The organism is Streptomyces sp. NPDC037389 (assembly GCF_040636475.1).
In the GTDB taxonomy this organism is placed as follows: Bacteria; Actinomycetota; Actinomycetes; order Streptomycetales; family Streptomycetaceae; genus Streptomyces; species Streptomyces hesseae.
On record NZ_JBEZUS010000001.1, the window covers coordinates 566,893 to 592,828 of the forward strand.

The following is a 25,936-nucleotide window of genomic DNA, read 5'->3' on the forward strand; positions in this document are numbered from 1 at the left end:
CGGGGGTGCCATGAATCTCGCATACATCCCCAGCCCCTCGACCGGTGTCGTCCACCTCGGACCGATCCCGCTGCGCGGCTACGCCTTCTGCATCATCATCGGCGTCTTCGTCGCCGTCTGGCTCGGCAACAAGCGCTGGATCGCACGTGGCGGCCGGTCCGGGACTATCGCCGACATCGCCGTGTGGGCGGTGCCCTTCGGGCTCGTCGGCGGGCGGCTGTATCACGTGATCACGGACTACGAGCTGTACTTCGGCCCGGGCCGGGACTGGGTCGGCGCGTTCAAGATCTGGGAGGGCGGCCTCGGCATCTGGGGCGCCATCGCGCTGGGTGCCGTCGGCGCCTGGATCGGTTGCCGCCGGCGCGGGATCCCGCTGCCGGCGTACGCGGACGCCATCGCGCCCGGCATCGCCGTGGCGCAGGCCATCGGCCGCTGGGGCAACTGGTTCAACCAGGAGCTCTACGGCCGGCCCACCGATCTGCCCTGGGCGCTGAAGATCGACCCGGACCCGGCGATCGGGCGGGTCGGCGGCACGTACCACCCGACGTTCCTGTACGAGTCGCTGTGGTGCCTCGGCGTCGCGGCGCTCGTGATCTGGGCGGACCGGAGGTTCAAGCTGGGCCACGGGCGGGCCTTCGCGGTCTACGTCGCCGCGTACACCGTCGGCCGCTTCTGGACCGAGTACCTGCGGGTCGACACGGCCCACCACTTCCTGGGCCTGCGGCTCAACGGCTGGACCGCCATCCTGGTCTTCCTCGCCGCCGTCGCGTACTTCGTGATCTCCTCGAAGAGGGTCCCCGGGCGGGAGCTCGTCGTGGAGCCCGGCGCGGCGGCCGAGGCCGCCGAGGGCGGCGAGAAGGCCGGTGACGACACCGAGCCCAAGCCCGAGCCGGGCACCGGCAGCGGAAGCGGGGCCGGCTCCGGCCCCGGGGCCAAGAGGCTCTGACGGCACAAGCCCGCCACGGCCCCGCCGTGGCGGGCTTTTTCGTGGGCCCGTTTGGTAAACCCGCAGGTCAGCGAGGTAAGTTCGGCCTTCCTTGCTAGCGGATCATGGCCATTCGTGCGTACCTTCGACCCATACGCGACAAGCGGCGTCCCGCGACGTCGTGCGAGAGGGAACACGGGCGACCCGTCCGCGTCCCTGGGGAAGGGAGCATCTGGAGACATGGCTGTCCTCGATACGGCCGCGGCAACGCACATAGCCCACCGCGACAATCACACCCACCGTGATGTGAACGGCGGCTGGCTGCGGCCCGCCGTGTTCGGTGCCATGGACGGACTGGTCTCCAACGTGGCCCTGATGACGGGCGTGGCCGGTGGCTCCGCCTCGTCCGACGCCATCGTGATCGCCGGTCTGGCCGGGCTCGCGGCCGGCGCGTTCTCGATGGCCGCCGGTGAGTACACCTCCGTGGCCTCGCAGCGCGAGCTGGTCCTCGCCGAGCTGGACGTGGAGCGGCGCGAGCTGCGCAAGCACCCGGCGGACGAGCTGGAGGAGCTGGCAGCGCTCTACGAGTCGCGCGGGGTCGAGCCCGCGCTGGCCCGTGAGGTCGCGCGGCAGCTGTCGAAGGACCCGGAGCAGGCGCTGGAGATCCACGCCCGCGAGGAGCTCGGCATCGACCCGTCCGACCTGCCCTCGCCCACCGTCGCCGCCGCCTCGTCGTTCGGCTCGTTCGCGCTGGGCGCCCTGCTGCCGCTGCTGCCGTACCTGCTCGGGGCCACCGAGCTCTGGCCCGCCGTGCTGCTCGCGCTGGTGGGTCTGTTCGGCTGCGGCGCGGTCGTGGCCCGGGTGACGGCGCGGACGTGGTGGTTCAGCGGGCTGCGGCAGCTGCTGCTCGGCGGTGCCGCGGCGGGTGTGACGTATCTCCTCGGTATTGCCTTCGGGAGCGCCGTGGGGTAATTCTTATGCGCGCCGCCGTATAACGTGCGTGTTTCTCCACGGTTTCATTTCCTTGGTGGCAGGGCACAATCCGGTAGCGCTGCGGGCAATGCCGCCCGTGCCGCACTGATCTCCGGACTGTTCTCCGGCGCGGCCGGGCCTGGCGATCCCAGGGATCCCGGAGCGCCTGCCCGAACACACCTGGTGTCCACATGATGGACTCCCCCTTCCGCTCCTTGAGAAGCGAACCATCATGTAAGCCTGCACCACCTTCTTTCGGCGAGGGCCAACGTCGTCCCTCGGCACATGCATCACGCCATGACTGCCAAGACGACGACGGGAGCGCCGATGCGCCACGCATCCCACCCCGCCCAGCAGGGGATGTACGACCCGCGGAACGAGCACGACGCCTGTGGCGTGGGCTTTGTCGCGACTCTCACCGGCGAGGCGAGCCATGAGCTCGTCGAACAGGCGCTCACCGTCCTGCGCAATATGGAGCACCGCGGCGCCACCGGATCCGACCCCGACACCGGGGACGGCGCCGGCATCCTGATGCAGATCCCCGACGCCTTCCTCCGGGAGAGCGTCGAGGGATTCGAGCTCCCCGCCCCCGGCGCGTACGCCGTCGGCATCGCCTTCCTCCCCGCCGACGACGAGGAGGCGGCCACCGCAGTCTCGCGGATCGAGACGATCGCCGCCGAAGAGGGCCTGACCGTCCTCGGCTGGCGCACCGTCCCCGTCACCCCCGAGCTGCTCGGCGCCGACGCCCGCGCCACGATGCCCGCCTTCCGGCAGTTCTTCGTTTCGGACCAGCACAGCGTCACGGACGGGGTCGGCGAAGGACTCGCCCTCGACCGCAAGGCCTTCGTCCTCCGCAAGCGCGCCGAGCGCGAGGCGGACGTCTACTTCCCCTCCCTCTCCGCCCGCACCCTCGTCTACAAGGGCATGCTCACCACCGGGCAGCTGGAGCCGTTCTTCCCGGACCTCTCCGACCGTCGCTGCGCCACCGCCATCGCGCTGGTCCACTCGCGGTTCTCCACCAACACCTTCCCGAGCTGGCCGCTCGCCCACCCCTACCGCTTCGTCGCCCACAACGGAGAGATCAACACCGTCAAGGGCAACCGCAACTGGATGCGGGCACGGGAATCCCAGCTGGCCAGCGAGCTGTTCGGGGACGCGCCGATGGAGCGGACCTTCCCCGTCTGCACCCCCGACGCCTCCGACTCCGCCTCCTTCGACGAGGTCCTGGAGCTGCTCCACCTCGGCGGCCGGTCGCTCCCGCACAGCGTGCTGATGATGATCCCCGAGGCCTGGGAGAACCACGCCTCCATGGACCCCGCCCGGCGGGCCTTCTACCAGTACCACTCCACCCTGATGGAGCCCTGGGACGGCCCGGCCTGCGTCACCTTCACCGACGGCACCGTCGTCGGCGCCGTCCTCGACCGCAACGGCCTGCGCCCCGGGCGCTACTGGGTCACCGACGACGGCCTCGTCGTGCTCTCCTCCGAGGTCGGCGTCCTCGACATCGACCCCGCCAAGGTCGTCCGTAAGGGCCGGCTCCAGCCCGGCAAGATGTTCCTCGTCGACACCGAGGGCCACCGCATCATCGAGGACGACGAGATCAAGGCCGCCCTCGCCGCCGAACAGCCCTACCAGGAGTGGCTGGAGGCCGGTCTCATCGACCTCGCCGACCTCCCCGAGCGCGAGCACATCGTGCACACCCACGCCTCCGTCACCCGCCGCCAGCAGACCTTCGGCTACACCGAGGAGGAGCTGCGCGTCGTCCTCGCCCCGATGGCCAAGGCCGGGGCGGAGCCCATCGGTTCGATGGGCACGGACTCGCCGATCGCGGCGCTGTCCGAGCGGCCGCGGCTGCTCTTCGACTACTTCACCCAGCTCTTCGCGCAGGTCACCAACCCCCCGCTGGACGCCATCCGCGAGGAGCTCGTCACCTCGCTGATCTCCTCCCTCGGACCGCAGCGCAACCTGCTGGACCCCACCGCCGCGTCCTGCCGCAGCGTCACCCTGCCGTTCCCCGTCATCGACAACGACGAGCTCGCCAAGCTCATCCACATCAACGCCGACGGCGACCTGCCCGGCCTCAAGGCCGCGACGCTCTCCGGCCTCTACCGCGTCGCCGGGGGCGGCGAGGCGCTCGCCGCCCGCCTCGCGGCCATGTGCGCGGAGGCCGACGCCGCCATCGAGAACGGCGCCCGGCTCATCGTGCTCTCCGACCGGCACTCCGACGCCGAGCACGCCCCCATCCCGTCCCTGCTGCTCACCTCGGCCATCCACCACCACCTCATCCGCACCAAGCAGCGCACCCAGGTCGGGCTGCTGATCGAGGCCGGTGACGTCCGCGAGGTCCACCACGTCGCGCTGCTCATCGGTTACGGCGCGGCGGCCGTGAACCCGTACCTGGCGATGGAGTCCGTCGAGGACCTCGTCCGCGCCGGCACGTATTTTCGGGATCTCCCGAACCTCGACCCCGAGGACGCCATCCGCAACCTCATCAAGGCACTGGGCAAGGGCGTCCTGAAGGTGATGTCCAAGATGGGCATCTCCACCGTCGCCTCCTACCGGGGCGCCCAGGTCTTCGAGGCCGTCGGCCTCGACGGGGCCTTCGTCGACGCCTACTTCCACGGCACCGCCACCAAGATCGGCGGCGCCGGGCTGGACGTCGTCGCCCGCGAGGTCGCCGCCCGCCACGCCAAGGCCTACCCCGCCACCGGCATCCCCGCCAGCCACCGCCGTCTGGAGATCGGCGGCGAGTACCAGTGGCGGCGCGAGGGCGAGCCGCACCTCTTCGACCCGGAGACCGTCTTCCGGCTCCAGCACTCCACCCGCGCCCGCCGCTACGACATCTTCAAGCAGTACACCCGGCGCGTGGACGAGCAGTCCGAGCGGCTGATGACCCTGCGCGGACTGTTCGCCTTCAAGGGCGACCGCGGCTCCATCCCCCTCGACGAGGTCGAGCCCGTCAGCGAGATCGTCAAGCGCTTCTCCACCGGCGCCATGTCCTACGGCTCCATCTCCCAGGAGGCCCACGAGACCCTCGCCATCGCCATGAACCGGCTGGGCGCGAAGTCCAACACCGGTGAGGGCGGCGAGGACCCCGAGCGCCTCTACGACCCCGCACGCCGCTCCAGCATCAAGCAGGTGGCCTCCGGCCGCTTCGGCGTGACCAGCGAATACCTCGTCAACTCCGACGACATCCAGATCAAGATGGCCCAGGGCGCCAAGCCCGGCGAGGGCGGCCAGCTGCCCGGCCACAAGGTCTACCCCTGGGTCGCGAAGACCCGGCACTCCACCCCGGGCGTCGGCCTGATCTCGCCGCCCCCGCACCACGACATCTACTCCATCGAGGACCTCGCCCAGCTCATCCACGACCTCAAGAACGCCAACCCCGCCGCCCGTGTCCATGTGAAGCTGGTGTCCGAGGTCGGCGTCGGCACGGTCGCCGCGGGTGTCTCCAAGGCCCACGCCGACGTCGTCCTGATCTCCGGCCACGACGGCGGCACCGGCGCCTCCCCGCTCACCTCGCTCAAGCACGCGGGCGGCCCCTGGGAGCTGGGCCTCGCCGAGACCCAGCAGACCCTCCTCCTCAACGGCCTGCGCGACCGCATCGTCGTCCAGACCGACGGCCAGCTCAAGACCGGCCGCGACGTCGTGATCGCCGCCCTCCTCGGCGCCGAGGAGTTCGGCTTCGCGACCGCGCCCCTCGTCGTCTCCGGCTGCGTCATGATGCGCGTCTGCCACCTCGACACCTGCCCCGTCGGCATCGCCACCCAGAACCCCGTCCTGCGCGAACGGTTCAACGGCAAGGCCGAATTCGTCGTCAACTTCTTCGAATTCATCGCCGAGGAGGTCCGCGAGCTCCTCGCCGAGCTGGGCTTCCGCACCCTCCAGGAGGCCGTCGGCCAGGCCGAGCTCCTCGACGTCACCCGCGCCGTCGGCCACTGGAAGGCCCAGGGCCTGGACCTGGAACCGCTGCTCCACGTCCCCGACCTGCCCGCCGGCGCCGTGCGCCACCGCACCACCGCCCAGGACCACGGCCTGGCCAAGGCGCTCGACAACCAGCTGATCAAGCTGGCCGCCGACGCCCTGAACACCGTCGGCGACGAGGCCCCCCAGCCCGTCCGCGCCCAGGTGGCCATCCGCAACGTCAACCGGACCGTCGGCACCATGCTCGGCCACGAGGTCACCAAGAAGTACGGCGGCGCGGGCCTGCCCGACGACACCGTCGACATCTCCTTCACCGGCTCCGCCGGCCAGTCCTTCGGCGCCTTCCTGCCGCGCGGCGTCACCCTGCGCCTGGAGGGCGACGCCAACGACTACGTCGGCAAGGGCCTCTCCGGCGGCCGGATCGTCGTCCGCCCCGACCGGGGCGCCGACCACCTCGCCGAGTACTCCACCATCGCCGGCAACACCCTCGCCTACGGCGCCACCGGCGGCGAGATGTTCCTGCGCGGCAGCGTCGGCGAGCGCTTCTGCGTCCGCAACTCCGGCGCCACCGTGGTCTCCGAGGGCGTCGGCGACCACGGCTGCGAGTACATGACCGGCGGCCGGGCCGTCGTCCTCGGCCCCACCGGCCGCAACTTCGCGGCCGGCATGTCCGGCGGCGTCGCCTACGTCGTCGACCTCGACCCCCGCAACGTCAACAAGGAACTGGCCGGAGCCGTCGAACCCCTCGACGACGCCGACCGCCGGTGGCTGCACGACGTGGTGCGCCGCCACCACGAGGAGACCGCCTCCACCGTCGCGGCCGGCCTCCTCGCCGACTGGGACACGGCAGCGACCCGCTTCCGCAAGGTCCTGCCCACCACCTACAAGGCAGTGCTCGCCGCCAAGGACGCCGCCGAGCGAGCCGGTCTGACCGAGACCGAGACCCACCGGAAGATGATGGAGGCGGCGACCCATGGCTGACCCGAAGGGCTTTCTGACCACCGACCGCGTCCTCGCCCGCACCCGCCCCACCGGGGAACGGGTCCGCGACTGGAACGAGGTCTACGTCCCCGGCTCCCTCCTGCCGGTCATCAGCAAGCAGGCCGGCCGTTGCATGGACTGCGGCATCCCGTTCTGCCACAACGGCTGCCCGCTGGGGAACCTCATCCCCGAGTGGAACGACTACGCCTACCGCGACGACTGGCAGGCCGCGTCCGAGCGACTCCACGCGACCAACAACTTCCCCGAGTTCACCGGCCGCCTCTGCCCCGCGCCCTGCGAGTCCGCCTGTGTGCTGGGCATCAACCAGGCGCCCGTCACCATCAAGAACGTCGAAGTCACCATCATCGACAAGGCCTGGGAATCCGGCGACGTCACCCCCCAGCCGCCCGAGCGGCTCTCCGGCAAGACCGTCGCCGTCATCGGCTCCGGCCCGGCCGGCCTCGCCGCCGCCCAGCAGCTGACCCGCGCCGGCCACACCGTCGCCGTCTACGAGCGCGCCGACCGCGTCGGCGGCCTGCTGCGCTACGGCATCCCCGAGTTCAAGATGGAGAAGCGGCACATCAACCGGCGCATCGAGCAGATGCGCGCGGAGGGCACCAAGTTCCGCACCGAGGTGGAGATCGGGCGCGACATCGACGCGGCCAAGCTGCGCCGGCGCTACGACGCCGTCGTCATCGCCGCCGGCGCCACCACCTCCCGCGACCTGCCCGTCCCCGGCCGCGACCTCAACGGCGTCCACTACGCCATGGAGTACCTGCCCGCCGCCAACAAGGTCCAGGAGGGCGACTACGTCACCACGCCCATCACCGCCGAGGGCAAGCACGTCGTCGTCATCGGCGGCGGCGACACCGGAGCCGACTGCGTCGGCACCGCCCACCGGCAGGGCGCGGCCTCCGTCACCCAGCTGGAGATCATGCCCCGGCCGGGGGAGGAGCGCGCCCCCCACCAGCCCTGGCCGACCTTCCCCATGCTCTACAAGGTCACCTCGGCGCACGAGGAGGGCGGCGAGCGCGTCTACTCCGTCTCCACCACCCGCTTCGAGGGCGACGAGGACGGCAACGTCCAGTGGCTGCACCTGGCCGAGGTCGAGTTCATCGAGGGCAAGCTGACGCAGAAGCCGGGTACCGAACGTCGCATCCCGGCCCAGCTCGTCACCCTCGCGATGGGTTTCACGGGAACGGACCGGCAGAACGGTCTCGTCGAACAGTTCGGCCTGGAACTGGACGACCGCGGGAACATCGCACGCGACGCGGACTACGCCACCAACGTGGCGGGCGTCTTCGTCGCCGGTGACGCGGGCCGCGGCCAGTCCCTGATCGTCTGGGCCATCGCGGAGGGCCGCTCCGCCGCACGCGGTGTCGACCGCTACCTGACGGGTTCCAGCACGCTGCCCGCGCCGGTCCTCCCGACCGACCGCGCGCTGACGGCGTAGCGGAACCGCACACCGGGCGGGCCGACACCGTGGTCGGCCCGCCCGGTTATTCCGCTTGTTCCGCCGGCTCCGCCGTGATGTCGCTGAACACCACCCGGGCGTCCTCCGTGTACGCCCCGATGCCGCCCCGCAGATACGGGCGCTCCCGGTCCTCGTAGGCGACCAGGCCCTTGCCGTCGACGCTCACCTCCATGTGCGCCCCGCGCTGGGCCACTTTCACCCCCGACCAACGGCCGATCGGGAAGCCGTCCGAGCCCGTGGCCAGAAACCGCTGGCCACCGGGGTACGCCGGATCACGCTTGCCCAGCTCCCAGCCGTTGGGCTTGAGGGTGATGTAGTAGAAGTGCTCCGGGTCCTTGTACGCCCACACCAGCCACGGCACCTCCCAGGGATTGGGCTTGGGGGTGCGCAGCTGGGCGACCGTGCGCATCCGGGCCTGGAGGTTCATGTCGCCGTACTCCTGGGTCGACACGATCAGCCCGGCGTGGGTCTCGCCCGGCTCCCGCGAGGGCTTGGGGGAGAGGGCCAGGCCGTCGTGGCGGCCGATGTTCTCGCCGTGCCCGTCGAAGACCGAACGCCACGGGCCGTGGACCGATCCCTCGGTCCACGGCCGGGCCGGCTCGCCGTCCCCGCCGCCCCGGATCGCGTTCACCGCGAAGGCGAGCCCCGCCACGGCGGCGGCGCCGAACAGAGCGAGGGCGAGGAGCCGGTGAACTCTCGTCATGCCGTCGAGTATGACCCCGGACCGCCGGGCTGGGGGACGATCAGCGGCTCCGGCGTGGGCGCCGCGCCGGCGTCCGCCCCGAAGTCCTCGGCCAGTTGCGCCACGATCCGCTCGGTGGCGAGTCCGTCCCCGAAGGGATTACCGGCCTTCGCCATGCGCGCGTATGCCTCCTGGTCGTCCAGCAGATCCATCGCGGCTTCCAGGATGGCCTGCGGTTCGGTGCCCACGAGCCGGGCCGCGCCCGACTCCACCGCCTCGGGCCGCTCGGTGGTGGTGCGCAGCACCAGGGTGGGCTTGCCGAGGGTGGGGGCCTCCTCCTGGATGCCGCCGGAGTCGGTCAGGACGAGGTCGCAGCCGGCGAGCGTGGCGGAGAAGTCCACATAGCCCAGCGGCTCGACGATCCGGACGGCCGGGTGGTCGGACAGCTCCGGCAGCAGGGCCTCGCGGACGGCGGGGCTCTTGTGGAGCGGCAGGACGATCTCCACGTCGCCCCGGTCGGCGAGACGGCGCAGGGTGCGGCCCATGGCGCGCATCTTGTCGCCCTGGTTCTCGCGACGGTGGAGGGTGACCAGGACGCGCCGCAGGTCGCTGTGGAAGAGGTCGCGGCCGGTGCCCTGGTCCAGCACCCACAGCAGGTTGTCGATGACGGTGTTGCCGGTGACGAACACCTCGGCGGCCGGCACCCCCTCCGCGGTGAGGTGGCCGGCCGCCCGGGTCGTGGGCGCGAAGTGCCAGCGCGCCATGCGCCCTATGAGGCGGCGGTTGAGCTCCTCGGGGAAGGGGTTGTCCAGCACCCCGGTGCGCAGCCCGGCCTCCACGTGGGCGACGGGCACGTGCTCGTAGAAGGCGGCGAGGGCGCCGGTGAGGGCGGTGGTGGTGTCGCCCTGGACGACGACGAGGTCGGGCCGCTCGGCGCGGACGACGTCGCCCAGTCCGTCCACCAGCCGGGCGGTGAGCTTGGAGAGTTCCTGCCGGTCGCGCATCACGTCGAGCTCGACGCTCGCGGGGACCTGGAGGAGCTCCAGCATCTGGTGGAGCATCTCGCGGTGCTGGCCGGTGGTGACGACGACGGGTTCGAAGAGCGGGGAGGCGGCCATGGCGCGGGCCACGGGCGCGAGCTTGATGGCTTCCGGCCGCGTGCCCAGGACGAGCATGGCGCGCACGGGCGTGGTGATGACGTTCGGGGACATGGTTCTCCCTCGGAAGGTGCGTGCTTGACCGATGAGTGGAGATGCGTGGAGGAGTCGCGCGTCAGGTGCGCGCGGTCTTGAGCCAGGTCTGCTTGCCCGTGAGCATGCGCCACAGGCCCCACCAGCCGGCCGCGAACCAGATGTAGCCGTAGATGACGAAGAGGTGGGAGAGGAGGACGGCGCGGACGAGTCCGAGCCCCCGCTCGCGTCGTGAGTAGACCCAGCCGTAGGCGTACGCCGCGGCGAAGGACAGGACGTACGGGCCGATGATCCACATGGGGGACACCAGCGGGCGTCCGGCCTCGATGGAGCCGACGACGGTGCCGCCGACGGCGACGACGAAGGACAGCGGCAGCAGCGAGGTGAGCAGGATCAGGACCGGGCTGGAGAGGTGGTAGAGCAGGTCGACGGCGGCCTTGGTGGGCACCTCGCGCAGGATCATGGGCACCAGGCCGGCGGACTGGAGGTGTCCCTGGAACCAGCGGGAGCGCTGGCGCACCAGGCGGCGTACGTCGAGCACCGCCTGCTGGCTGACCGCGGCGGTGGTGCAGTGGTGGTTGGTCCAGCCACGTGCGATCAGGCGTACTCCGAGATCGAGGTCCTCGGTCAGGGAGTCGCTCCAGGGGCCGTTGCCGTCCTTCATCAGGGTGTCGAGGGCGGCGAGCCGCATGAACTGGCCGTTGCCGCCCATGCCGACGCTGCCGAAGTAGCGCCGGGCGGTCTGGAAGATGTCGCCGTAGATGACGAATTCCATGTCCTGGAGCCGGGCGAGGACGCCTTGATGACGGTTGTACATGCGCACGCCGACCTGGGTGGCGCCGGTGCGCGGGTCGTCGAAGTAGGGGTCGACCGCCTGGACGATGTGGGGGTCGAGACGGCCGTCGGCGTCCACGACGCAGACGATGACGTCGGCGGGGTCGCGGCCGTCGAGGATGCCGGATTCCCGCAGATGGCGGATGCCCGCGTTGAGGGCCGCGCCCTTGCCCTTGCGGGCGTTGGGCAGATGCCGCTGGAGGAGCCTGACCCGGTCGGGGTCGGCGGTGCGGGCGATCTCGGCGGTGCGGTCCTCGGAGGCGTCGTCGATGACGAGGGCCATGAAGTTCCCGGCCGGAAGTGAGGTGATCCGGGCCAGGCTCTCGGTGAGCACCTTCTCCTCGTTCAGACAGGCGAGGAGAAAGATGTAGAGGCGTTCGGCGCGGGGGCCGCGGTCACGGCGCACCCGTCGTCTCGACAGGACGAACAGGGTGGAGTTGTAGCAGCCCGCCATCACGATGATGGCGACACTGGCCCAGAGAAGAACCTCCGTGATCATGAATGTTCACCGGAGTTCCGGAGAACGAACCAGAATTTCGCCGTAAGAAGCGCCACGGCTATCGCGCAGTAGAGCAGGAATCCGGCACCGGCCGCTTCCTGGAGTCCCCTGGCAAAGGGTATGCCCGGCATAACTTCTGGGGCTGCCGTCAGTCCGGCCAAAGGCAGGACTGTCCCCAGAGCGGGTTTTCCGTACATGAGTTCCCCCCGGATTGCGCCTCGTTCGTCGTGCCGAGGCATGCGCAGGGAAGATATCAGATGACTAGCTGCAATTAACCCTTCATGGTGAGAGATGTTGAATCGGAACAGAGAATTCTGTGGACCAACCGGTAGTTATGCCTGATCGTGTGGCGCGTGTGACGGATGGGGTCGAAGGTCTGCACCAATTGGGTTGTTAGTAATTGCACGGTACGGACCATCGCTGTCTATTGACACTCTTCTGACGGAGCACAAGAATCAGCCAACTGTTGGGACTTCACGGCAACGGCCGGCGCGCTCATCGGCGGCGCCCCGAGGTGAAGGACCGGCCAATAGCCGGCAAAGGCCGGCCAATCAGGGGGAACAAAAATGAAAAACAAGTGGGGAAGAGCGCGACTTTCCCGGGTCCCACTCGTCCTGTCCGTCATCGCCGCCCTGCTGGGCGGCTTCGCACTTTCGACGGGCGCCGAGGCCGCGATAGGCGGCGGCGGTGGCTGGAAGCCCCGCCCCTCCTACGGCCTCAAGGGGGTCGACAAGGCCTCGCTCTCCGGGGCCAGCACCAATGACCTCAAGTCGTGGGTCGCCGCCCGGCTGGCGAACGACCGCAAGCGCCGCGCGCGCACCCTCACCGTCACCCCGGCCACGGCCCCGGCGACCGTCAAGTCCGCCGCCGCCCAGGCCCTCGCCGCCCCGGCCGGCCCCTCGGCCCTCGTCCTCTACGACAACACGGGGCCCTACGGCTACCTCGGCGAGCTCTACGCGATGGCGATCGCCAATCTCTCGGGCCACTTCGGCACCGTCACCTCCAAGCCCGTCTCCGCCTACACGGCGGGCATGGTGGAGCAGTACACCGCCACGATCTACGTGGGCTCGACGTACTACGGCGGGACGATCCCGGACGCCGTCCCGGCCGCCTTCTACCAGGACGCGCTGAAGACCAGTAAGCCCATCGACTGGATCGGCGACAACATCTGGAACATGGCCAACGCCGTGGGCATCGAGACCTTCAAGAAGAAGTACGGCTGGGACCCCACCAACTCGTACTTCGACAACGGCGGCGGCGTCGGCAACATCACCCAGGTCGCGTACAAGAACCAGACGCTGACCCGGAAGATCCCCACGGGCTACGACGGCGGTGTGCTGCACCCGGCCCTCTCCGGCGCCGGCTACCCGGCGGTGACCACCCTCGCCCAGGCCACGGACGCCAACAGCGGGGCCACCAGCCCCTGGGCGTTCCGCTCGGCGAACCTCACCTACGTCGGGGAGATCCCCTTCACCTACGTCTCCGAGTCGGACCGCGTGATCGTCTTCGAGGACCTCCTCTTCGACGCGCTCGCCCCGGCGACCGCCGAGCGCCACCGGGCGTTCGTCCGGCTGGAGGACATCAGCCCCAAGTCCGACCCGACGGAGCTGCGGGCGATGGCCGATTACCTGGCCTCGCAGAACATCCCCTACGGGATCAACGTCATCCCCGTCTACACCGACCCCAAGGGCGTCTACAACAGCGGCAAGGCCGAGACGATCACTCTGGCCCAGGCCCCGCTGGTCGTCTCCGCGCTGCAGTACATGCTCCAGCACGGCGCGGTCCTGATGGACCACGGCTACACCCACCAGTACAGCAACGTCAACAACCCCTACACCGGGGTCACGGGCGACGACTTCGAGTTCTTCCGCGCCCACGTCGACGCGAGCGACAACGTGATCTACGACGGGCCGCCCGCCGAGGACAACGCCGTCTGGGCCCAGAGCCGGGTCACCTCGGCCCTCGCCGGCTTCACCGCGGCCGGCCTGCCCAAGCCCACCCTCTGGACGACCCCGCACTACGCCGCCTCGGCCGCCGACTACAAGGTCTTCGGACTGAACTACACGGCACGGCTGGAGCGTTCGCTGTACTTCGCCGGAACGCTGAGCGGCGGAACGGTGAACCCCGCGCGGTACATCGGTCAGTTCTTCCCGTACTCGGTCAAGGACGTCTACGGTACGACCGTGCTCCCCGAGAACATCGGGAACTACGAGCCCGTGCCCTACAACAACCACCCGGCACGGCTCCCCGCCGACCTGATCGCCTCCGCCAAGGCCAATCTGGCGGTCCGGGACGGAGTGGCCAGCTTCTTCTACCACCCCTACTACGCCGTGGACCCGCTGAAGCAGACGGTCGAGGGCATCAAGGCCCTGGGCTACACCTTCGTCGGCCCGACGGCTCTCGCTCAGTGAACAGGAGCCCGAGTTAAGTGAACGTGATGAGGAGGACGGCCGCCGCCCTGGCGACGGTGGCCGTCCTCCTCGTCGCCGGATGCTCGTCGTCCGGCGGCGAGGACCCCACCCCCGGCCCGTCCGCGAGCGACCGGCCCGACGACAGGAAGGTGAGCGGGTTGCGGGGCATGACGCTCCCCTCGTGGAACACCGACGACTACGCCAGTCCCAAGGCCGAAACGTATCTTCGGCAGATCGCCGCCACCGGCGCCCGGTGGGTGACCTTCACCCCCACCTGGTACCAGGACCGCGTCACCGACTCGGCCATGCGCACCACGGGCGAGACGGCGAGCGACGACAGCCTGCGGCACATCGTCAAACTCGCCCATGACTCGGGGCTGAAGACGATGATCAAGCCCCATGTGGACCTGGCCAAGGGCGGCGACCGCGCGGAGATCAAGCCCAAGGACCGGGACGCCTGGTTCGCGGCGTACGGACGCTTCATCACCCACTACGCCCAACTGGCCGCCGACACGGGCGTCGAGCAGTTCTCCGTCGGCACCGAGCTCGCGGGCACCTCGCGGGACGGTGAGCGCTGGGGAAGGACCATCGCCGCGATCCGCGGGCACTACAAGGGCCCGCTGACGTACGCCGCCAACTACGACGAGTACCAGAAGATCCCCTTCTGGCAGGACCTCGACGTCATCGGCATCGACGCCTACTGGCCGCTGGCCGACAAGGCAACCGCGGACGCGGACCGGCTGCGGGAGGGCTGGCGGCCCATCGTGGACGAGCTCGCCGCGTTCTCGGCCCGGCAGCACCGGAAGATCCTCTTCACCGAGGCGGGCTACGTCAGCCAGCGCGGCACGACCACGGCCCCGTACTCCTGGACCGTCAGCAAGCGCGACGGCGACGCCGAACAGGCCGCCGCCTACGAGGCCCTGTTCGCCGCCTTCGACGGCAAGCCCTGGTGGGCGGGCGTGTGCTGGTGGATGTGGGACGACTGGCCGGACAGCGGCGAGACGGCGAAGCGGCTGGCGTACACGCCGCACGGAAAGCCGGCGGAGAAGGTCCTGCGGAAGTGGTGGGGTAAGCCATAGCGGGGGGCCCGGGGGCGCAGCCCCCGGAAACCTACGTGTCGCACTCCAGCTCCGTGCGGCACAACGCGCACCGCGCCCGCACGCGCCCCCGCACCGGCACGCGAATGCGCTGACAGCACGTGGGACACGGAAAGACGACCCCGGCGTCCTCGAAGGCGTACCCGGCCTCCGCCGACGCCGCGCCGGTCCGCCGGTCCCGCGTGTACCGGTGCCGCCCCAGCCGTCCCGCCCCCGCCAGCGGCGGCCGGCGCTCGTCGCGGCGCGCCTGATCCCGCCCGCGGGTGTACGCCTCGTACGCCTGCGGGCTGGTGAACCACGGCGACGGGTCCTCCCCGAAGAGCAGGGCCCGCTTCGCCAGTACGTACCCGAACTCCTCCGGCGTGAGGTACCCGAGTTTCTGCGTGGCGGCCGACGACTCCCGGTACGCGTCCAGCAACAGCCACCCCGCCCCCAGGTACGCGGCGGCGGTGTCCGTGAGGATCTCGTTGTCCCGGGTGCCGGGGAACTCGAGCCCGAGCCGGTGCAGATAGACGTGCATGACCTCGTGCGAGAGGGCGGCGCCGACGTCCCTGCGGTGCTCCTTGAAGCGGGAGTTGAGCTCGATGAAGTACTCCGGGCCGGCCGCCAGCTCGACGTTCCCGGCGTGCCGCATGTCGCGGAAGCTGACGATCATCCGGGCGTCCGGCAGCCGCAGGTGCCGCACCATCTCGCGGGCGACGCGCTGCACCCCGAGGTAGGGGTCCTCGTCGTCGGAGAAGGCCACGTCCACCGGGAGGACGCTGGCGGCGAAGGCGTGGACGCCGTCGTAGGAGAGCCGCCGGTAGAGCGCCGTGATCGCCGACCGTACGGTCTCGGCGTGCGGGAATCCGTGCTGGATCTCGATGCCGTCCGAGCCCACGCGTGACCACCCCCTGAGGTTGGCGCTGCCTTTCCACTGTAGGGGCGGAACCGGGGCCTCGACTGTCCGAAAAGGCGGCTAGGTCGCAGCCGTCCCCCGGCCCGATAATCGCAACACGCATTGTCATGAGCCCAACAAGGCCATGGAGGGCCGCCCGGACCCCGTGGGCCCGGCATCCCACCGCCCCCCGGCCCGCTCATCGGCGCGATGCGCACAACCTCCCACGAAAGGAAGAGCGTTGCGCAACCACCTCAAAGCGCTCAGGAGATGTACGGCCGCCGGCGCGGTCGCCCTCGCCGCGCTCAGCCTCCAGCCCGGCACCGCCCGGGCGGCGGACCCCGGCCCCGGTGTCGTCGGCGGCGTCCGCGCCGCGCAGGGCGAGTTCCCCTGGATGGTGCGGCTGTCCATGGGCTGCGGCGGAGCCCTCTACACCCGGCAGATCGTCCTCACCGCGGCCCACTGCGTGAACGGCAGCGGCGCCGACACCTCCATCACCGCCACCGCCGGCGTGGTCGACCTCAACTCCGCGCAGGCCGTCAAGGTCAAGTCCACCCGGGTCCTCCAGGCCCCCGGCTACAACGGCAAGGGCAAGGACTGGGCACTGATCAAGCTCGCCAAGCCCCTCGACCTGCCCACCCTCAAGATCGCCAACACCACCGCCTACAACCAGGGCACCTTCACCGTCGCCGGCTGGGGCGCCGACCGCGAGGGCGGCAGCCAGCAGCGCTACCTGCTCAAGGCCGATGTGCCCTACGTCGACGACGCCACCTGCCAGGGCGCCTACGGCGACAGCCTCACCCCCGGCGAGGAGATCTGCGCCGGCCTCATGGACACCGGCGGCGTGGACACCTGCCAGGGCGACTCCGGCGGCCCCATGTTCCGCAAGGACGACGGCGGCGCCTGGATCCAGGTCGGCATCGTCAGCTGGGGCAACGGCTGCGCCCGCCCCGGCTACCCCGGCGTCTACACCGAGGTGAGCACCTTCGCCCCGGACATCGCCTCCGCCGCCGCGAGCCTCGGCGGCTGAACCGGCGACCGGACCGGCGATCCGACGCGACCTGATTCGACCCGACCCGACCCGACCCGCCCGGCCCGTACCGCGCGTCCGGCCTGTACCACGCGACCCGCGCCCCGACCGTCCGACCAGGCCGGTACCGCGCGGTCCTCACCCGTACGCGCGGCCGTCCACACCCGGACGGACCAGCGCCGGCGCGGGTTCCGGCGGCCCGCCCCCGACCCCGCCGAGCCGCACTTTGGTATGACGCGGGAGGGGCCCTGTCATCCTTTCGGCCGAGACGAGAATGGTCGGACAGTCGAGGTGTGGGGCGGATAAACGTCCGTAACGTAATGGACGCGGCTGCCGAGGACCGGCGGCCGACCGAGCCGCCCGCCATGGAAAGGCACCCCGTGTCCGTCAAGTCCCGCCTCGCCGCCGCCACCGTCCTCGCCGCCGCCGTCGCGGCCGTGGCGTACCCGGCGGCGACCGCCGTCGCGGCGGACCGGGACACCGACGTCATCGTCGTGGGCAAGCCCGCCGACACCGCCCCCGCCGTGGCGGCCGTACCGGCGGACGGCGCGGCCGGTACGTCCGGCCGCGCCGACCACGACACCCGCCCGGGCCGCCCCGGCACCACCGTCCGGCAGGTGCTCCTCCCCGACGGCAGCCGGGCCCGGCTGACCTCCGGCAACGGACCGGCCACCGTCACCGTCACCCACGGCGGAGCGCGCCACACGATCGACGCCGGCCGCCCCTCGGCCGAGCTCGACCGGCTCCACCTGCGGATCCTCGGCGCCGACACCACCCACCCCACCCTGCGCGCCCAGCTCGACGGCAGCCGGCTGCCGAACTACTACGACTTCGCCTCCGGCTCCCTGCGCCACACCCTCGACGGCACCGACCTCGACCGCCTCGCCGCCACCGGCGACACGATCAAGGACTACCGCAAGGTCCCCGCTGCCGGGCACACCACACACGCCGCACACCCCGGCGACACCCGCGCCAAGGCCTCCCAGGACGTCCAGGTCAAGGACCGGGGACACGCCAAGCCGCACCACGACACCTCCGGCAACCCCGTCAAGCGGGTGGTCGAGGCCGGCCAGGTGATCAAGGCCAGCCACGACGCCGGAGAGGTCGGCACCCCCGTCATCGTCGGCGGCATCGCCCTGCTCGCCGCCGGCGGCGCCTACGGCGTCCGCGTCGCGCTGCGCCGCAACGGGCGGAGCGCCGACTGACCGGACCTTCGTAGGGGGGCACGGCCGGGGGCCGGGGAGAGCTGCGGTTGCGGCGCTCCCGCACCCCCGGTGACATGGAGGGGCCCGGCAGCGTGGCCATGGCTCTCCGAGCGACACCCCACCATGGCGGCCGCGCCATGGCTTCTTCTCAAGGCTTCCGAGGAGCGAGGGCACAGTATGGCGATCAGCGTGGTCATCGCGGACGACCAGGAGATGGTCCGCACCGGGTTCCGGATGATCCTGGAGAGCCAGCCCGACATCGACGTCGTCGCCGACGTCGTCGACGGCGAGGCCGCCCTGGCGGCCGTCGAGGAGCACGACCCCGACGTCCTCCTCCTCGACATCCGCATGCCCAAGCTGGACGGCCTGGAGGTCACCCGCCGACTGTCCGCCCACGCCGCCGCCCACCCCGACCGGGCGCAGCGCCCCCGCATCGTCATCGTCACCACCTTCGACCTCGACGAATACGTCCACACCGCGCTGCGCAACGGCGCCTCCGGCTTCCTGCTGAAGGACGCCAGCCCCGCCATGCTCGTCGAGGCCGTCCACGCCGCCGCCGTCGGCGACTCCCTGATCTCCCCCGCGATCACCGTCCGGCTGCTGCGCGACATGGCCCCCGCGAGCACGAGCCCGCCGGCCGCCGCCCGGCGGCCCGCCGAACCCCTCACCGACCGCGAGGCCGACGTCGTGCGCTGCCTCGCCCGCGGCGCCACCAACGCCGAGATCGCCGCCGAACTGTTCGTCTCCCTGTCCACGGTCAAGACCCACCTGGCCAATGTGCAGCTCAAGCTCGACGCCCGGAACCGCGTCGAGATCGCCGCCTGGGCCTGGGAGAGCGGGCTGGCCACGGGCGGCACATGAGCAGATGGGCCGGATGGGCCGTCCGCTACCCCCGGCGGGCCACAGTCGCCAAGGCCGTCCTGGGGGCGGTCCTGCTCTGCCTCGTCGGCCTGGAGGGCATCGCCCTGGCCCGCCAGCCGAGCCGGCCGCACGCCATCGTCCTCGCCTCCGGCGTCCTCGTCTGCCTGTGCGCCGTCCCCTACAGCTGGATCCCGCTGACCGTGCGCGCGAGCATCGCGACCGGCATCTCCCTCGTCGCCTCCGCCGTCCTGATGATCGGACAGCATCCCCGGATCGTCTGGGGCATGGGCGAGGACGTCGCCCTGCTCGTGCTGTTCACCGTCGTCGTCAGCCGCGCCTCCAACCGCGCCGCGGGCGTCCTCGGACCGCTGCTCGCGGTGGCGGTCGTCGCCGCGCCCATGCGCGACCTCAACCCCCAGTGGTTCACCGCGCTCTTCTCCATGCTGCTGGTGGTCGTCGGCACCTACTCCCTGCTGCTGCGCGGCCACGCCCGCCAGCGCGTCCGCGACCTGGCCGCCGTCCGCACCGCCGAACGGCTCGAACTCGCCCGTGAGCTCCACGACCTCGTCGCCCACCACATCACGGGCATCGCGGTGCAGGCCCAGGCCGCCCGCTTCACGGCCCTGGAGGGCCCCGCGGCGGCCGGAGCCTTCCAGCGCATCGAGACGTCGGCGAGCGAGGCGCTGGGCGCCATGCGCCGCCTGGTCGGCGTGCTGCGCGAGGGGGAGGCCGAGACCGAGCCCGTCGCCGGGCTGCCGGAGGTCCGCGCCCTGACCGAGGAGTTCGCCAGTACCGGCCCGCCCGTCGCCCTGTACATCGAGCGGGGCATGGAGAACTGGATCCCGGGCGAGGTCGCGGCGGGCGTCCACCGCGTCGTCCGCGAGTCCCTCACCAACATCCGCAAGCACGCCGCCGACGCCACGGCCGTACGGATCGGGGTGCGCGGCGTCCCCTCGGGCGTAGAACTGCGCATCGCGGACGACGGCAAGCGGGGCGCCCAGCTGGCGGAGAAGGCCCGGGGCGGCGGCTTCGGGCTCGTCGGGCTGACCGAGCGCGCCAAGGCGATGGGCGGCTCGCTGCGGGCCGGGCCGGCCCCGGAGGGCGGCTGGCAGGTGACCGCGCTGTTCCCGGTGGACCGGGCGGCCCGGGGCGAGCCCGCCTGACGTCCGTACGTTCGCCGGGGGCTCAATCCGCCGACGGCGCAAAGACCGGGGTCTCCACGCGGCGCGCGCTTAGCGTGACCGTATGACGGAGACGACGATCGAAACCTCTCAAGTGACGCCCAATATCTGGATGATGACGTTCGCGGTGGGCCAGGCGTACGCGGTGCGCCTGCCGGGCGCGGAGGGCTGGGCGCTGGTGGACACGGGGCTGCCGGGGCATGCGGAGCGGATCCTGGACGAGCTGGCGAGGCTGGGTGCCCGCCCGGAGGACGTCCGGGAGATCGTGCTGACCCACTTCCATGTGGACCACGTGGGCTCGGCGGCCGAGCTGGCCGAGGCCACGGGGGCGAGGGTGCTGGCGGGCGCGGGGGACGCGGCCGTGATCCGGGGCGCGCTGCAGGGGCCGCCGCCGGTGCTGGAGGACTGGGAGGTCCCGCTGTTCGAGTCCGTGCAGCCGGGCCTCGTGGGCGTGCCGCCGGTGCGGCCGTGCCGGGTGGACCGGGAGCTGGGGGAGGGGGACGTGCTGGAGTGGGGCGAGGAGGTCCGGGTCGTACCGGTGCCGGGGCACACGGAAGGCAGCACGGCCCTGCATCTGACGCGGTCCGGGGTGCTGTTCACGGGTGACACCATCGCCAACGCGGGCGAGCTGATGCTGGGCGTCTTCAACGTCGACCGGCCGAGGGCCGTCGCCTCCTTCCGCCGTCAGTCGACGCTGGGAGTTCAAACGGCCTGTTTCGGCCATGGCACGCCGATCGTGGGCGGGGCGGGAGAGGCCCTGAAGGCCGTGGCCGACCGGCTGACGGAGTGAAGAAGCGGGGGGCGCCACCGGCGCCCCCCGCACTCACCGAGCTCTGGACTCAGATCTTCCAGACCTGGTCGGCCCAGGCCGGGTTGCAGTCGTACTGAGCGGCGGGCGAGCCGTTCTCGCTGTCCCGGGAGAAGACGACCAGGCACCGCTTGCTGTGGGCGTTGCGGATCTGGTAGCCGCCCGTCGCGACCGGCACGAGGTCCCACACCTGGTCGGCCCAGGCGGGGTTGCAGTCGTGCTGGGCGGCGGGGGAGCCGTTGTCCTGGCCGTTGGCGTAGACGACGAGGCAGCGCTTGCTGAGGGAGTTGCGGATCTGGTAGCCGCCGGTCGCGACGGACTCCAGCTCCCACACCTGGTCGGCGTAGGCGGGGTTGCAGTCGTACTGCGTCGCCGGGCCGCCGTTGTCCGGCGTCCGCCAGGACACCACCAGGCAGCGCTTGCTGAAGTCGTTCATCAGGGAAGCGGTCTTCAGCCGGGCCTGCCGGACCCACGGGCCGAGGTCGTCCACACGGGTCTCGGTGACGCCCTTGCGGGTCTCGGTGGAGCCGAGGCAGCCGGTCTGCCAGGAGGCGGTGCTGATGGCCGCCAGCTCGGCGCGGCCGTCCTTCTCCCGGAACGCCGGGCCGCCGCTGTCGCCCTTGCAGACGCTCGCGTCGGCCGGGGCCTTGGCGGCGAGGCCGATCGTGGTGCCCTGGACCGACGCCACGGTGAAGGTGGCCGAGTGCAGCCGGGAGGGCACCCACTCGTCCTTCGTCCGGCCGTAGCCGGCGACGCGCAGCACCTCGCCCTGGGCGGGCGCGGCCGCGCCGATGGCGACCGGGGCGACATCGGTGACGGGCTCGGCCAGCTCGGCCAGGACGACGTCACGGTCGTCACGGGTGAGCAGCTCCGTGACCGCCACCGTGCGGCCCTTGTCGGTGCCCAGGTCGGTACGGCCGACCGTCACCGTGGTCTTCAGCTTCGGCGCCCCGGCGGTCGGCTTGGCGGTGCCGTCGGCGAAGCAGCCCGCCGCGGTCATCACCCAGCGCTGGTCCACCAGCGCGCCCGAGCAACTCCGCTTGCCGTCGCCGATGTCCACCTTCACGGTGAAGGCGTAGGCGCCGTCGGCGGCCGGGTCGCCGACGACGGCGTGCGCCGGCGCCGAGGTGAGCAGGCCGGCGGCGAGGGCCGCGGGAAGGAGAGCCGTGAGCCATGCGGCACGCGGACGTCTGCCAGAGATCATCGAGGTCCTTAGTGGTACGGATGAGGGAGAATCTGGCACGGTCCGGACGGCCGGAACGATGATCCCAGAAGTGGATCAAGGTCGGCCAGGCCTGGGAAACAAGTGATATGGCGCGTTCCTGATGTCTCAGGACGGCACCACCCCCTGCTGTCCGTAGCAGAGGCAGAAGGGGTGCCCGGCCGGGTCGGTGAACACCAGGAACCCGCGCTCCCGGCCGCCGCTGTCGTGCAGGAACGTCGCGCCGAGCGCGACGACCTCCCGCTGGGCACGCTCCACGTCCTCACGGGTGTCGACGTCGAAGTCCAGGTGCATCTGCTGCGGATGCGCGGGATCCGGCCAGCGGGGCGGGACGTACTCCCCCTCGACCCGCTGGAAGGCGATCCGCTGCCGGGTGCCCGGATCGGTCAGCCACACCCAGCCGGGGTCGCTGTCGTCGGCGTCCACCCGCCAGCCGAGTACGGCGGAGTAGAAGCGCGCCAGGGCGAGCGGATCGGGACAGTCGACGACGACACACTGCAATTTCGCGATCATGAGGCCATCATGCCGCGCCGCGCCCGTCGGCCCCGTCGCGCTCTCCTCCGCCCGTGGCGCCGTCGGTCCCCGTTAGTCCAAGACGACAACAGGCTTTGTCCATGGTCACCTTCGCCCCTGCCGTCACACAGTGACGGCGTGACCGTAGAAGCCACCGGCCCCAGCCGTCGCGCCGTCGTCGTCACCGCGGCCGCCCTCGCGGGCGCCGGGGCCCTCCCGGCCCGCGCCACGGCACGCGACGCCGGGGCACTCCTGCGCTCCGAAGCCCTGGACGTACACGTCGACACGGCCTTCCCCCGGATCGTCTCCTACACCGACCGCGCCACCGGCGCCGTCCTCCACGGCCAGGAGGACCCCGTCACGGCCCTGCTCGTCGACGAGACCGAGCACACCCCGGACGTCACCGTGTCCCTCACCGCCGACCGCGCCGCGTACACCCTCACCCTCCCCGCCGGCACCCGCGTCGACGTCGAGATCCACGTCCACGGCTCCCGCGTGGACTGGCGCGTCACCCGGATCACCGAGACCCCCTCACTCCCCGTCGGCACCCTGCGCGTCCCCGGCCTCGCCTTCCTCTCCGTCCGCAGCACCCAGCCCGGCGCGGAACTCCTCGCCGCCCGCCTCCAGCTGGACGCCGCCAAGAGCGGCGACATCCACATCCGCCCCACCCCCACCACACCACCCGACGCCACGCCCACCGGCTGCGCCTACGCCGTCGTCGCCACCGGCGAACTCGGCGGCGGCATCGAGACGAACACCGTCCACGACCGGCCCGACGCCGCCACCGCCTGGGAGAACGGCCGCTTCCGCCGGCAGGTCCTCGCCCGCGACGGCTACACCAAGGCCCAGATCGCCTGCGGCCAGTGGACCCACCGCGCCGCCGGCGCCCCCGCCCACGACACCGAGCCCCTGCCGTACGTCCACGTCGTCGTCACCCGCGACCGCAACGGCGACGGCAAGGCCGACTGGCAGGACGCGGCCATCGCCACCCGCGACATCATGACCGACCCCCTCGGCGCCGACGAGCAGCACCTGCGCGTCGTCCCCCACATCCCCTTCAACTTCGCCGGCCAGGCCACCAACCCGTTCCTCGCCGTCCTCGACAACGTCAAACGCGTCCACCTCGCCACCGACGGACTGCGGCAGTTCACCCTCCTGAAGGGCTACCAGTCCGAGGGCCACGACTCCGCCCACCCCGACTACGGCGGCAACTACAACACCCGCGCCGGCGGCCTCACCGACCTCAACACCCTGCTGCGCGCGGGAAAACGCTGGAACAGCGACTTCGCCGTCCACGTCAACACCACCGAGTCCTACCCCGTCGCCCACGCCTTCTCCGAGACGCTCGTCGACCGGAACGACCCCCAGTGGGACTGGCTCGACCAGTCCTACCGCATCGACCCACGCCGCGACCTGCTCTCCGGCGACATCGTCCGCCGCTTCCGCCGGCTGCGCGAGGAGACCGACCCGGCACTCGACACCCTCTACATCGACGTCTTCCGCGAATCCGGCTGGACCTCCGACCGCCTCCAGCGCGAACTGCGCGCCCAGGGCTGGCGGATCACCAGCGAATGGGGAAACGGACTGGAACGCTCCAGCCTCTGGTCCCACTGGGCCGCCGAGACCGACTACGGCCCCGACACCTCACGCGGCGTCAACTCCAAGCTCATCCGCTTCATCCGCCACCACCAGAAGGACGTCTTCGCCGACAAATGGCCCCTCCTGGGCACCGCCCGCCTCGGCACCTTCGAGGGCTGGCAGGGCAAGACCGACTGGACGGCCTTCCACCGCCTGATCTGGACCGACAACCTCCCCGCCAAATACCTCCAGGCACACCCGGTCCTCACCTGGACCGACCACGAGATCACCTTCGCCGGCCCGGCCGGGACCTCCGTCTCGGACACCGACGGCACCAGGACGATCGTCACCGACGGACGCGTCGTCTACCGCGGCGGCACCTACCTCCTCCCCTGGGAGCCCCGCCGCGCCACCGACCCCGACAGGCTCTACCACTACAACCCGCACGGCGGCACCACCACCTGGACCCTGCCCCGCGCATGGTCCCGGCTGCGCGCCGTCGCCCTCCACCGCCTCACCGACCAGGGCCGTACCGACACCCTCCGGCTGCCGGTACGGGACGGCCGCGTCACCCTCCGGGCGGCCCCCGCTCAGCCCTATGTCCTGACCCGCCCGGACGGACGCCCGGCCCGCCGCGACCCCCGCTGGGGCGAGGGCACCCCCCTGCGCGACCCGTCCTTCACCTCCGGCACCCTCGACGCCTGGCAGGTCAGCGGCCCCGCCCGCGTCGAGCGCAGCGCCCTCGGCAACCCGGAGCTGGTGATCGGCGCGGGGGAGGCGGCCACCGTGAGCCAGCGGCTCGCCCGTCTGCGGCCCGGCACCTACGCGGCGTCCGTCCAGGTCGAGGTCGGCGCCGTCGCGGGGGAGCGGCGCCGGGCCGCGCTGACCGTCCGCACCGCCGACGGGATCACCGCGACGAACTGGACGGACACCTCCACGGCCGGCAATTTCGTGGCCGCCGACAGCAAGCACGGCACCCGCTTCCAGCGGATGTTCACCTGGTTCACCGTGCCGGAGGGCGGCGGGCCCGTGACCCTCGCGCTGACGGCCGGCCCCGGCCGGGCGCGGGTGCGGTTCGACGCCGTCCGCGTGGTGCCCGGCCGCCGGGCCGGCGCCGGGGGCGCCCTCGTCCTTGAGGACTTCGAGAACGTGCCCCAGGGCTGGGGCCCCTTCGTCAAGGGGGACGCGGGCGGGGCCACCGACCCGCGCACCCATATCGCCCAACGGCACGCGCCCTACACCCAGCGCGGCTGGAACGGCAAGGCCGTCGACGACGTCATCGATGGCACCCAGTCGCTGAAGTCGCGCGGCGAGAACCTTGGTGTGGTCTACCGCACCGTGCCCCACACCGTGCGCTTCGCGGCGGGGCGCCGCTACCGGGTGTCCTTCCGCTACGAGAACGAGCGGGCGGGCCAGTACGCATGGGTGACGGCCGTCGACGAACCGGGAGCGCGCGAGCTGGTCCGTACGCCCCTCCCCGTCGCCGAGCGACCGGCCACATTCTCATACGAGTTCACGGCACCGGATACGGGTGAGGCGTGGGTGGGACTGCGGAAAGTGGGGGACAACGGGACTGCTGAGTTCTGCCTGGATGGCTTCATCGTGCAGTTAGTCGGGCAATAAACAACCACGGGGTTCCGTCCCGTTGGCCACCGTCATCGGCCGGTGACCA

At 71.5% G+C, this 25,936-nt stretch carries 18 protein-coding genes; 12 read left to right on the plus strand and 6 right to left on the minus strand.

Annotated features, from left to right (window positions below; genetic code table 11):
- Window positions 1-10: 10 nt before the first annotated feature.
- The 4 genes from lgt (at window position 11) to AB0E98_RS02705 (ending at window position 8,255) form a co-directional block, all read left to right on the plus strand.
- A complete protein-coding gene (gene lgt, locus AB0E98_RS02690) occupies window positions 11-946 on the plus strand; it encodes a prolipoprotein diacylglyceryl transferase (protein ID WP_361697774.1) in 936 nt (311 codons plus the stop codon).
- 219 nt (window positions 947-1,165) lie between these two features.
- Window positions 1,166-1,897, plus strand: a complete 732-nt coding sequence (locus AB0E98_RS02695) for a VIT1/CCC1 transporter family protein (RefSeq protein WP_361697776.1) — start codon at window positions 1,166-1,168, stop codon at window positions 1,895-1,897.
- A 327-nt stretch (window positions 1,898-2,224) separates the two neighbouring features.
- Window positions 2,225-6,802 (plus strand): glutamate synthase large subunit, encoded by a 4,578-nt coding sequence (gltB, locus tag AB0E98_RS02700; RefSeq protein WP_361698153.1) that lies wholly within the window; start codon window positions 2,225-2,227, stop codon window positions 6,800-6,802.
- A complete protein-coding gene (locus tag AB0E98_RS02705; RefSeq protein WP_361697778.1) occupies window positions 6,795-8,255 on the plus strand; it encodes a glutamate synthase subunit beta in 1,461 nt (486 codons plus the stop codon). The genes gltB and AB0E98_RS02705 overlap by 8 nt, the downstream gene beginning before the upstream one ends.
- A 46-nt stretch (window positions 8,256-8,301) precedes the next feature.
- Here AB0E98_RS02705 and AB0E98_RS02710 read toward each other — a convergent pair whose 3' ends face one another.
- From AB0E98_RS02710 to AB0E98_RS02720, 3 genes are all read right to left on the minus strand, one after another.
- A complete protein-coding gene (locus AB0E98_RS02710; RefSeq protein WP_361697780.1) occupies window positions 8,302-8,979 on the minus strand; it encodes a calcium-binding protein in 678 nt (225 codons plus the stop codon).
- Window positions 8,976-10,169: a UDP-N-acetylglucosamine 2-epimerase (non-hydrolyzing) gene (gene wecB, locus AB0E98_RS02715; RefSeq protein WP_361697782.1), complete on the minus strand. Its 1,194-nt coding sequence runs from the start codon at window positions 10,167-10,169 to the stop codon at window positions 8,976-8,978. Before wecB ends, AB0E98_RS02710 begins: the two co-directional genes overlap by 4 nt.
- Window positions 10,170-10,230: 61 nt before the next feature.
- On the minus strand, window positions 10,231-11,481 hold the full coding sequence (locus tag AB0E98_RS02720; protein WP_361697784.1) for a glycosyltransferase: 1,251 nt from the start codon (window positions 11,479-11,481) through the stop codon (window positions 10,231-10,233).
- A gap of 566 nt (window positions 11,482-12,047) precedes the next feature.
- Between AB0E98_RS02720 and AB0E98_RS02725 the strand changes: the two genes are divergently transcribed.
- Both AB0E98_RS02725 and AB0E98_RS02730 read left to right on the plus strand, forming a co-directional pair.
- Entirely contained in the window at window positions 12,048-13,892 is a 1,845-nt protein-coding gene (locus AB0E98_RS02725; protein WP_361697786.1) for a polysaccharide deacetylase family protein, read from the plus strand.
- Window positions 13,893-13,918: 26 nt separating this feature from the next.
- Window positions 13,919-14,971, plus strand: a complete 1,053-nt coding sequence (locus AB0E98_RS02730; RefSeq protein ID WP_361697788.1) for a hypothetical protein — start codon at window positions 13,919-13,921, stop codon at window positions 14,969-14,971.
- A 31-nt stretch (window positions 14,972-15,002) separates the two neighbouring features.
- Here the strand turns inward: AB0E98_RS02730 and AB0E98_RS02735 are convergent, their stop codons facing one another.
- Entirely contained in the window at window positions 15,003-15,869 is an 867-nt protein-coding gene (locus tag AB0E98_RS02735) for a hypothetical protein (protein WP_361697790.1), read from the minus strand.
- Between the two features lie 238 nt (window positions 15,870-16,107).
- Between AB0E98_RS02735 and AB0E98_RS02740 the strand changes: the two genes are divergently transcribed.
- From AB0E98_RS02740 to AB0E98_RS02760, 5 genes are all read left to right on the plus strand, one after another.
- Window positions 16,108-16,896, plus strand: coding sequence for a serine protease (locus tag AB0E98_RS02740; RefSeq protein ID WP_361697792.1), 789 nt, complete (start codon window positions 16,108-16,110; stop codon window positions 16,894-16,896).
- Between the two features lie 380 nt (window positions 16,897-17,276).
- Complete coding sequence (locus AB0E98_RS02745) at window positions 17,277-18,101, plus strand: hypothetical protein (RefSeq protein WP_361697794.1); 825 nt, start codon at window positions 17,277-17,279, stop codon at window positions 18,099-18,101.
- A gap of 177 nt (window positions 18,102-18,278) precedes the next feature.
- Window positions 18,279-18,962: a response regulator transcription factor gene (locus AB0E98_RS02750; protein ID WP_361697796.1), complete on the plus strand. Its 684-nt coding sequence runs from the start codon at window positions 18,279-18,281 to the stop codon at window positions 18,960-18,962.
- Window positions 18,959-20,125, plus strand: coding sequence for a histidine kinase (locus AB0E98_RS02755; RefSeq protein ID WP_361697797.1), 1,167 nt, complete (start codon window positions 18,959-18,961; stop codon window positions 20,123-20,125). Before AB0E98_RS02750 ends, AB0E98_RS02755 begins: the two co-directional genes overlap by 4 nt.
- Window positions 20,126-20,207: 82 nt before the next feature.
- Window positions 20,208-20,933 (plus strand): MBL fold metallo-hydrolase, encoded by a 726-nt coding sequence (locus AB0E98_RS02760; protein WP_361697799.1) that lies wholly within the window; start codon window positions 20,208-20,210, stop codon window positions 20,931-20,933.
- Between the two features lie 49 nt (window positions 20,934-20,982).
- Here AB0E98_RS02760 and AB0E98_RS02765 read toward each other — a convergent pair whose 3' ends face one another.
- Both AB0E98_RS02765 and AB0E98_RS02770 read right to left on the minus strand, forming a co-directional pair.
- Window positions 20,983-22,155, minus strand: a complete 1,173-nt coding sequence (locus tag AB0E98_RS02765) for a trypsin-like serine protease (protein WP_361697801.1) — start codon at window positions 22,153-22,155, stop codon at window positions 20,983-20,985.
- Between the two features lie 126 nt (window positions 22,156-22,281).
- Complete coding sequence (locus tag AB0E98_RS02770; protein ID WP_361697803.1) at window positions 22,282-22,686, minus strand: VOC family protein; 405 nt, start codon at window positions 22,684-22,686, stop codon at window positions 22,282-22,284.
- A 138-nt stretch (window positions 22,687-22,824) separates the two neighbouring features.
- Here AB0E98_RS02770 and AB0E98_RS02775 point away from each other — a divergent pair, with 138 nt between their 5' ends.
- A complete protein-coding gene (locus tag AB0E98_RS02775; protein WP_361697805.1) occupies window positions 22,825-25,887 on the plus strand; it encodes an endo-alpha-N-acetylgalactosaminidase family protein in 3,063 nt (1,020 codons plus the stop codon).
- Window positions 25,888-25,936 lie beyond the last annotated feature (49 nt).

What these genes read in the sequence shown, in the direction of transcription:
- AB0E98_RS02705 (WP_361697778.1), top strand. Translation starts at nt 6,795, where the DNA reads ATGGCTGACCCGAAGGGCTTTCTGACCACCGACCGCGTCCTCGCCCGC.
- AB0E98_RS02695 (WP_361697776.1), top strand. Translation starts at nt 1,166, where the DNA reads ATGGCTGTCCTCGATACGGCCGCGGCAACGCACATAGCCCACCGCGAC.
- AB0E98_RS02720 (WP_361697784.1), bottom strand. Translation starts at nt 11,481, where the DNA reads ATGATCACGGAGGTTCTTCTCTGGGCCAGTGTCGCCATCATCGTGATG.
- AB0E98_RS02730 (WP_361697788.1), top strand. Translation starts at nt 13,919, where the DNA reads ATGAGGAGGACGGCCGCCGCCCTGGCGACGGTGGCCGTCCTCCTCGTC.
- gltB (WP_361698153.1), top strand. Translation starts at nt 2,225, where the DNA reads ATGCGCCACGCATCCCACCCCGCCCAGCAGGGGATGTACGACCCGCGG.
- AB0E98_RS02760 (WP_361697799.1), top strand. Translation starts at nt 20,208, where the DNA reads ATGACGGAGACGACGATCGAAACCTCTCAAGTGACGCCCAATATCTGG.
- AB0E98_RS02755 (WP_361697797.1), top strand. Translation starts at nt 18,959, where the DNA reads ATGAGCAGATGGGCCGGATGGGCCGTCCGCTACCCCCGGCGGGCCACA.
- AB0E98_RS02725 (WP_361697786.1), top strand. Translation starts at nt 12,048, where the DNA reads ATGAAAAACAAGTGGGGAAGAGCGCGACTTTCCCGGGTCCCACTCGTC.
- AB0E98_RS02710 (WP_361697780.1), bottom strand. Translation starts at nt 8,979, where the DNA reads ATGACGAGAGTTCACCGGCTCCTCGCCCTCGCTCTGTTCGGCGCCGCC.
- AB0E98_RS02750 (WP_361697796.1), top strand. Translation starts at nt 18,279, where the DNA reads ATGGCGATCAGCGTGGTCATCGCGGACGACCAGGAGATGGTCCGCACC.
- wecB (WP_361697782.1), bottom strand. Translation starts at nt 10,169, where the DNA reads ATGTCCCCGAACGTCATCACCACGCCCGTGCGCGCCATGCTCGTCCTG.
- lgt (WP_361697774.1), top strand. Translation starts at nt 11, where the DNA reads ATGAATCTCGCATACATCCCCAGCCCCTCGACCGGTGTCGTCCACCTC.
- AB0E98_RS02765 (WP_361697801.1), bottom strand. Translation starts at nt 22,155, where the DNA reads ATGATCTCTGGCAGACGTCCGCGTGCCGCATGGCTCACGGCTCTCCTT.
- AB0E98_RS02770 (WP_361697803.1), bottom strand. Translation starts at nt 22,686, where the DNA reads ATGATCGCGAAATTGCAGTGTGTCGTCGTCGACTGTCCCGATCCGCTC.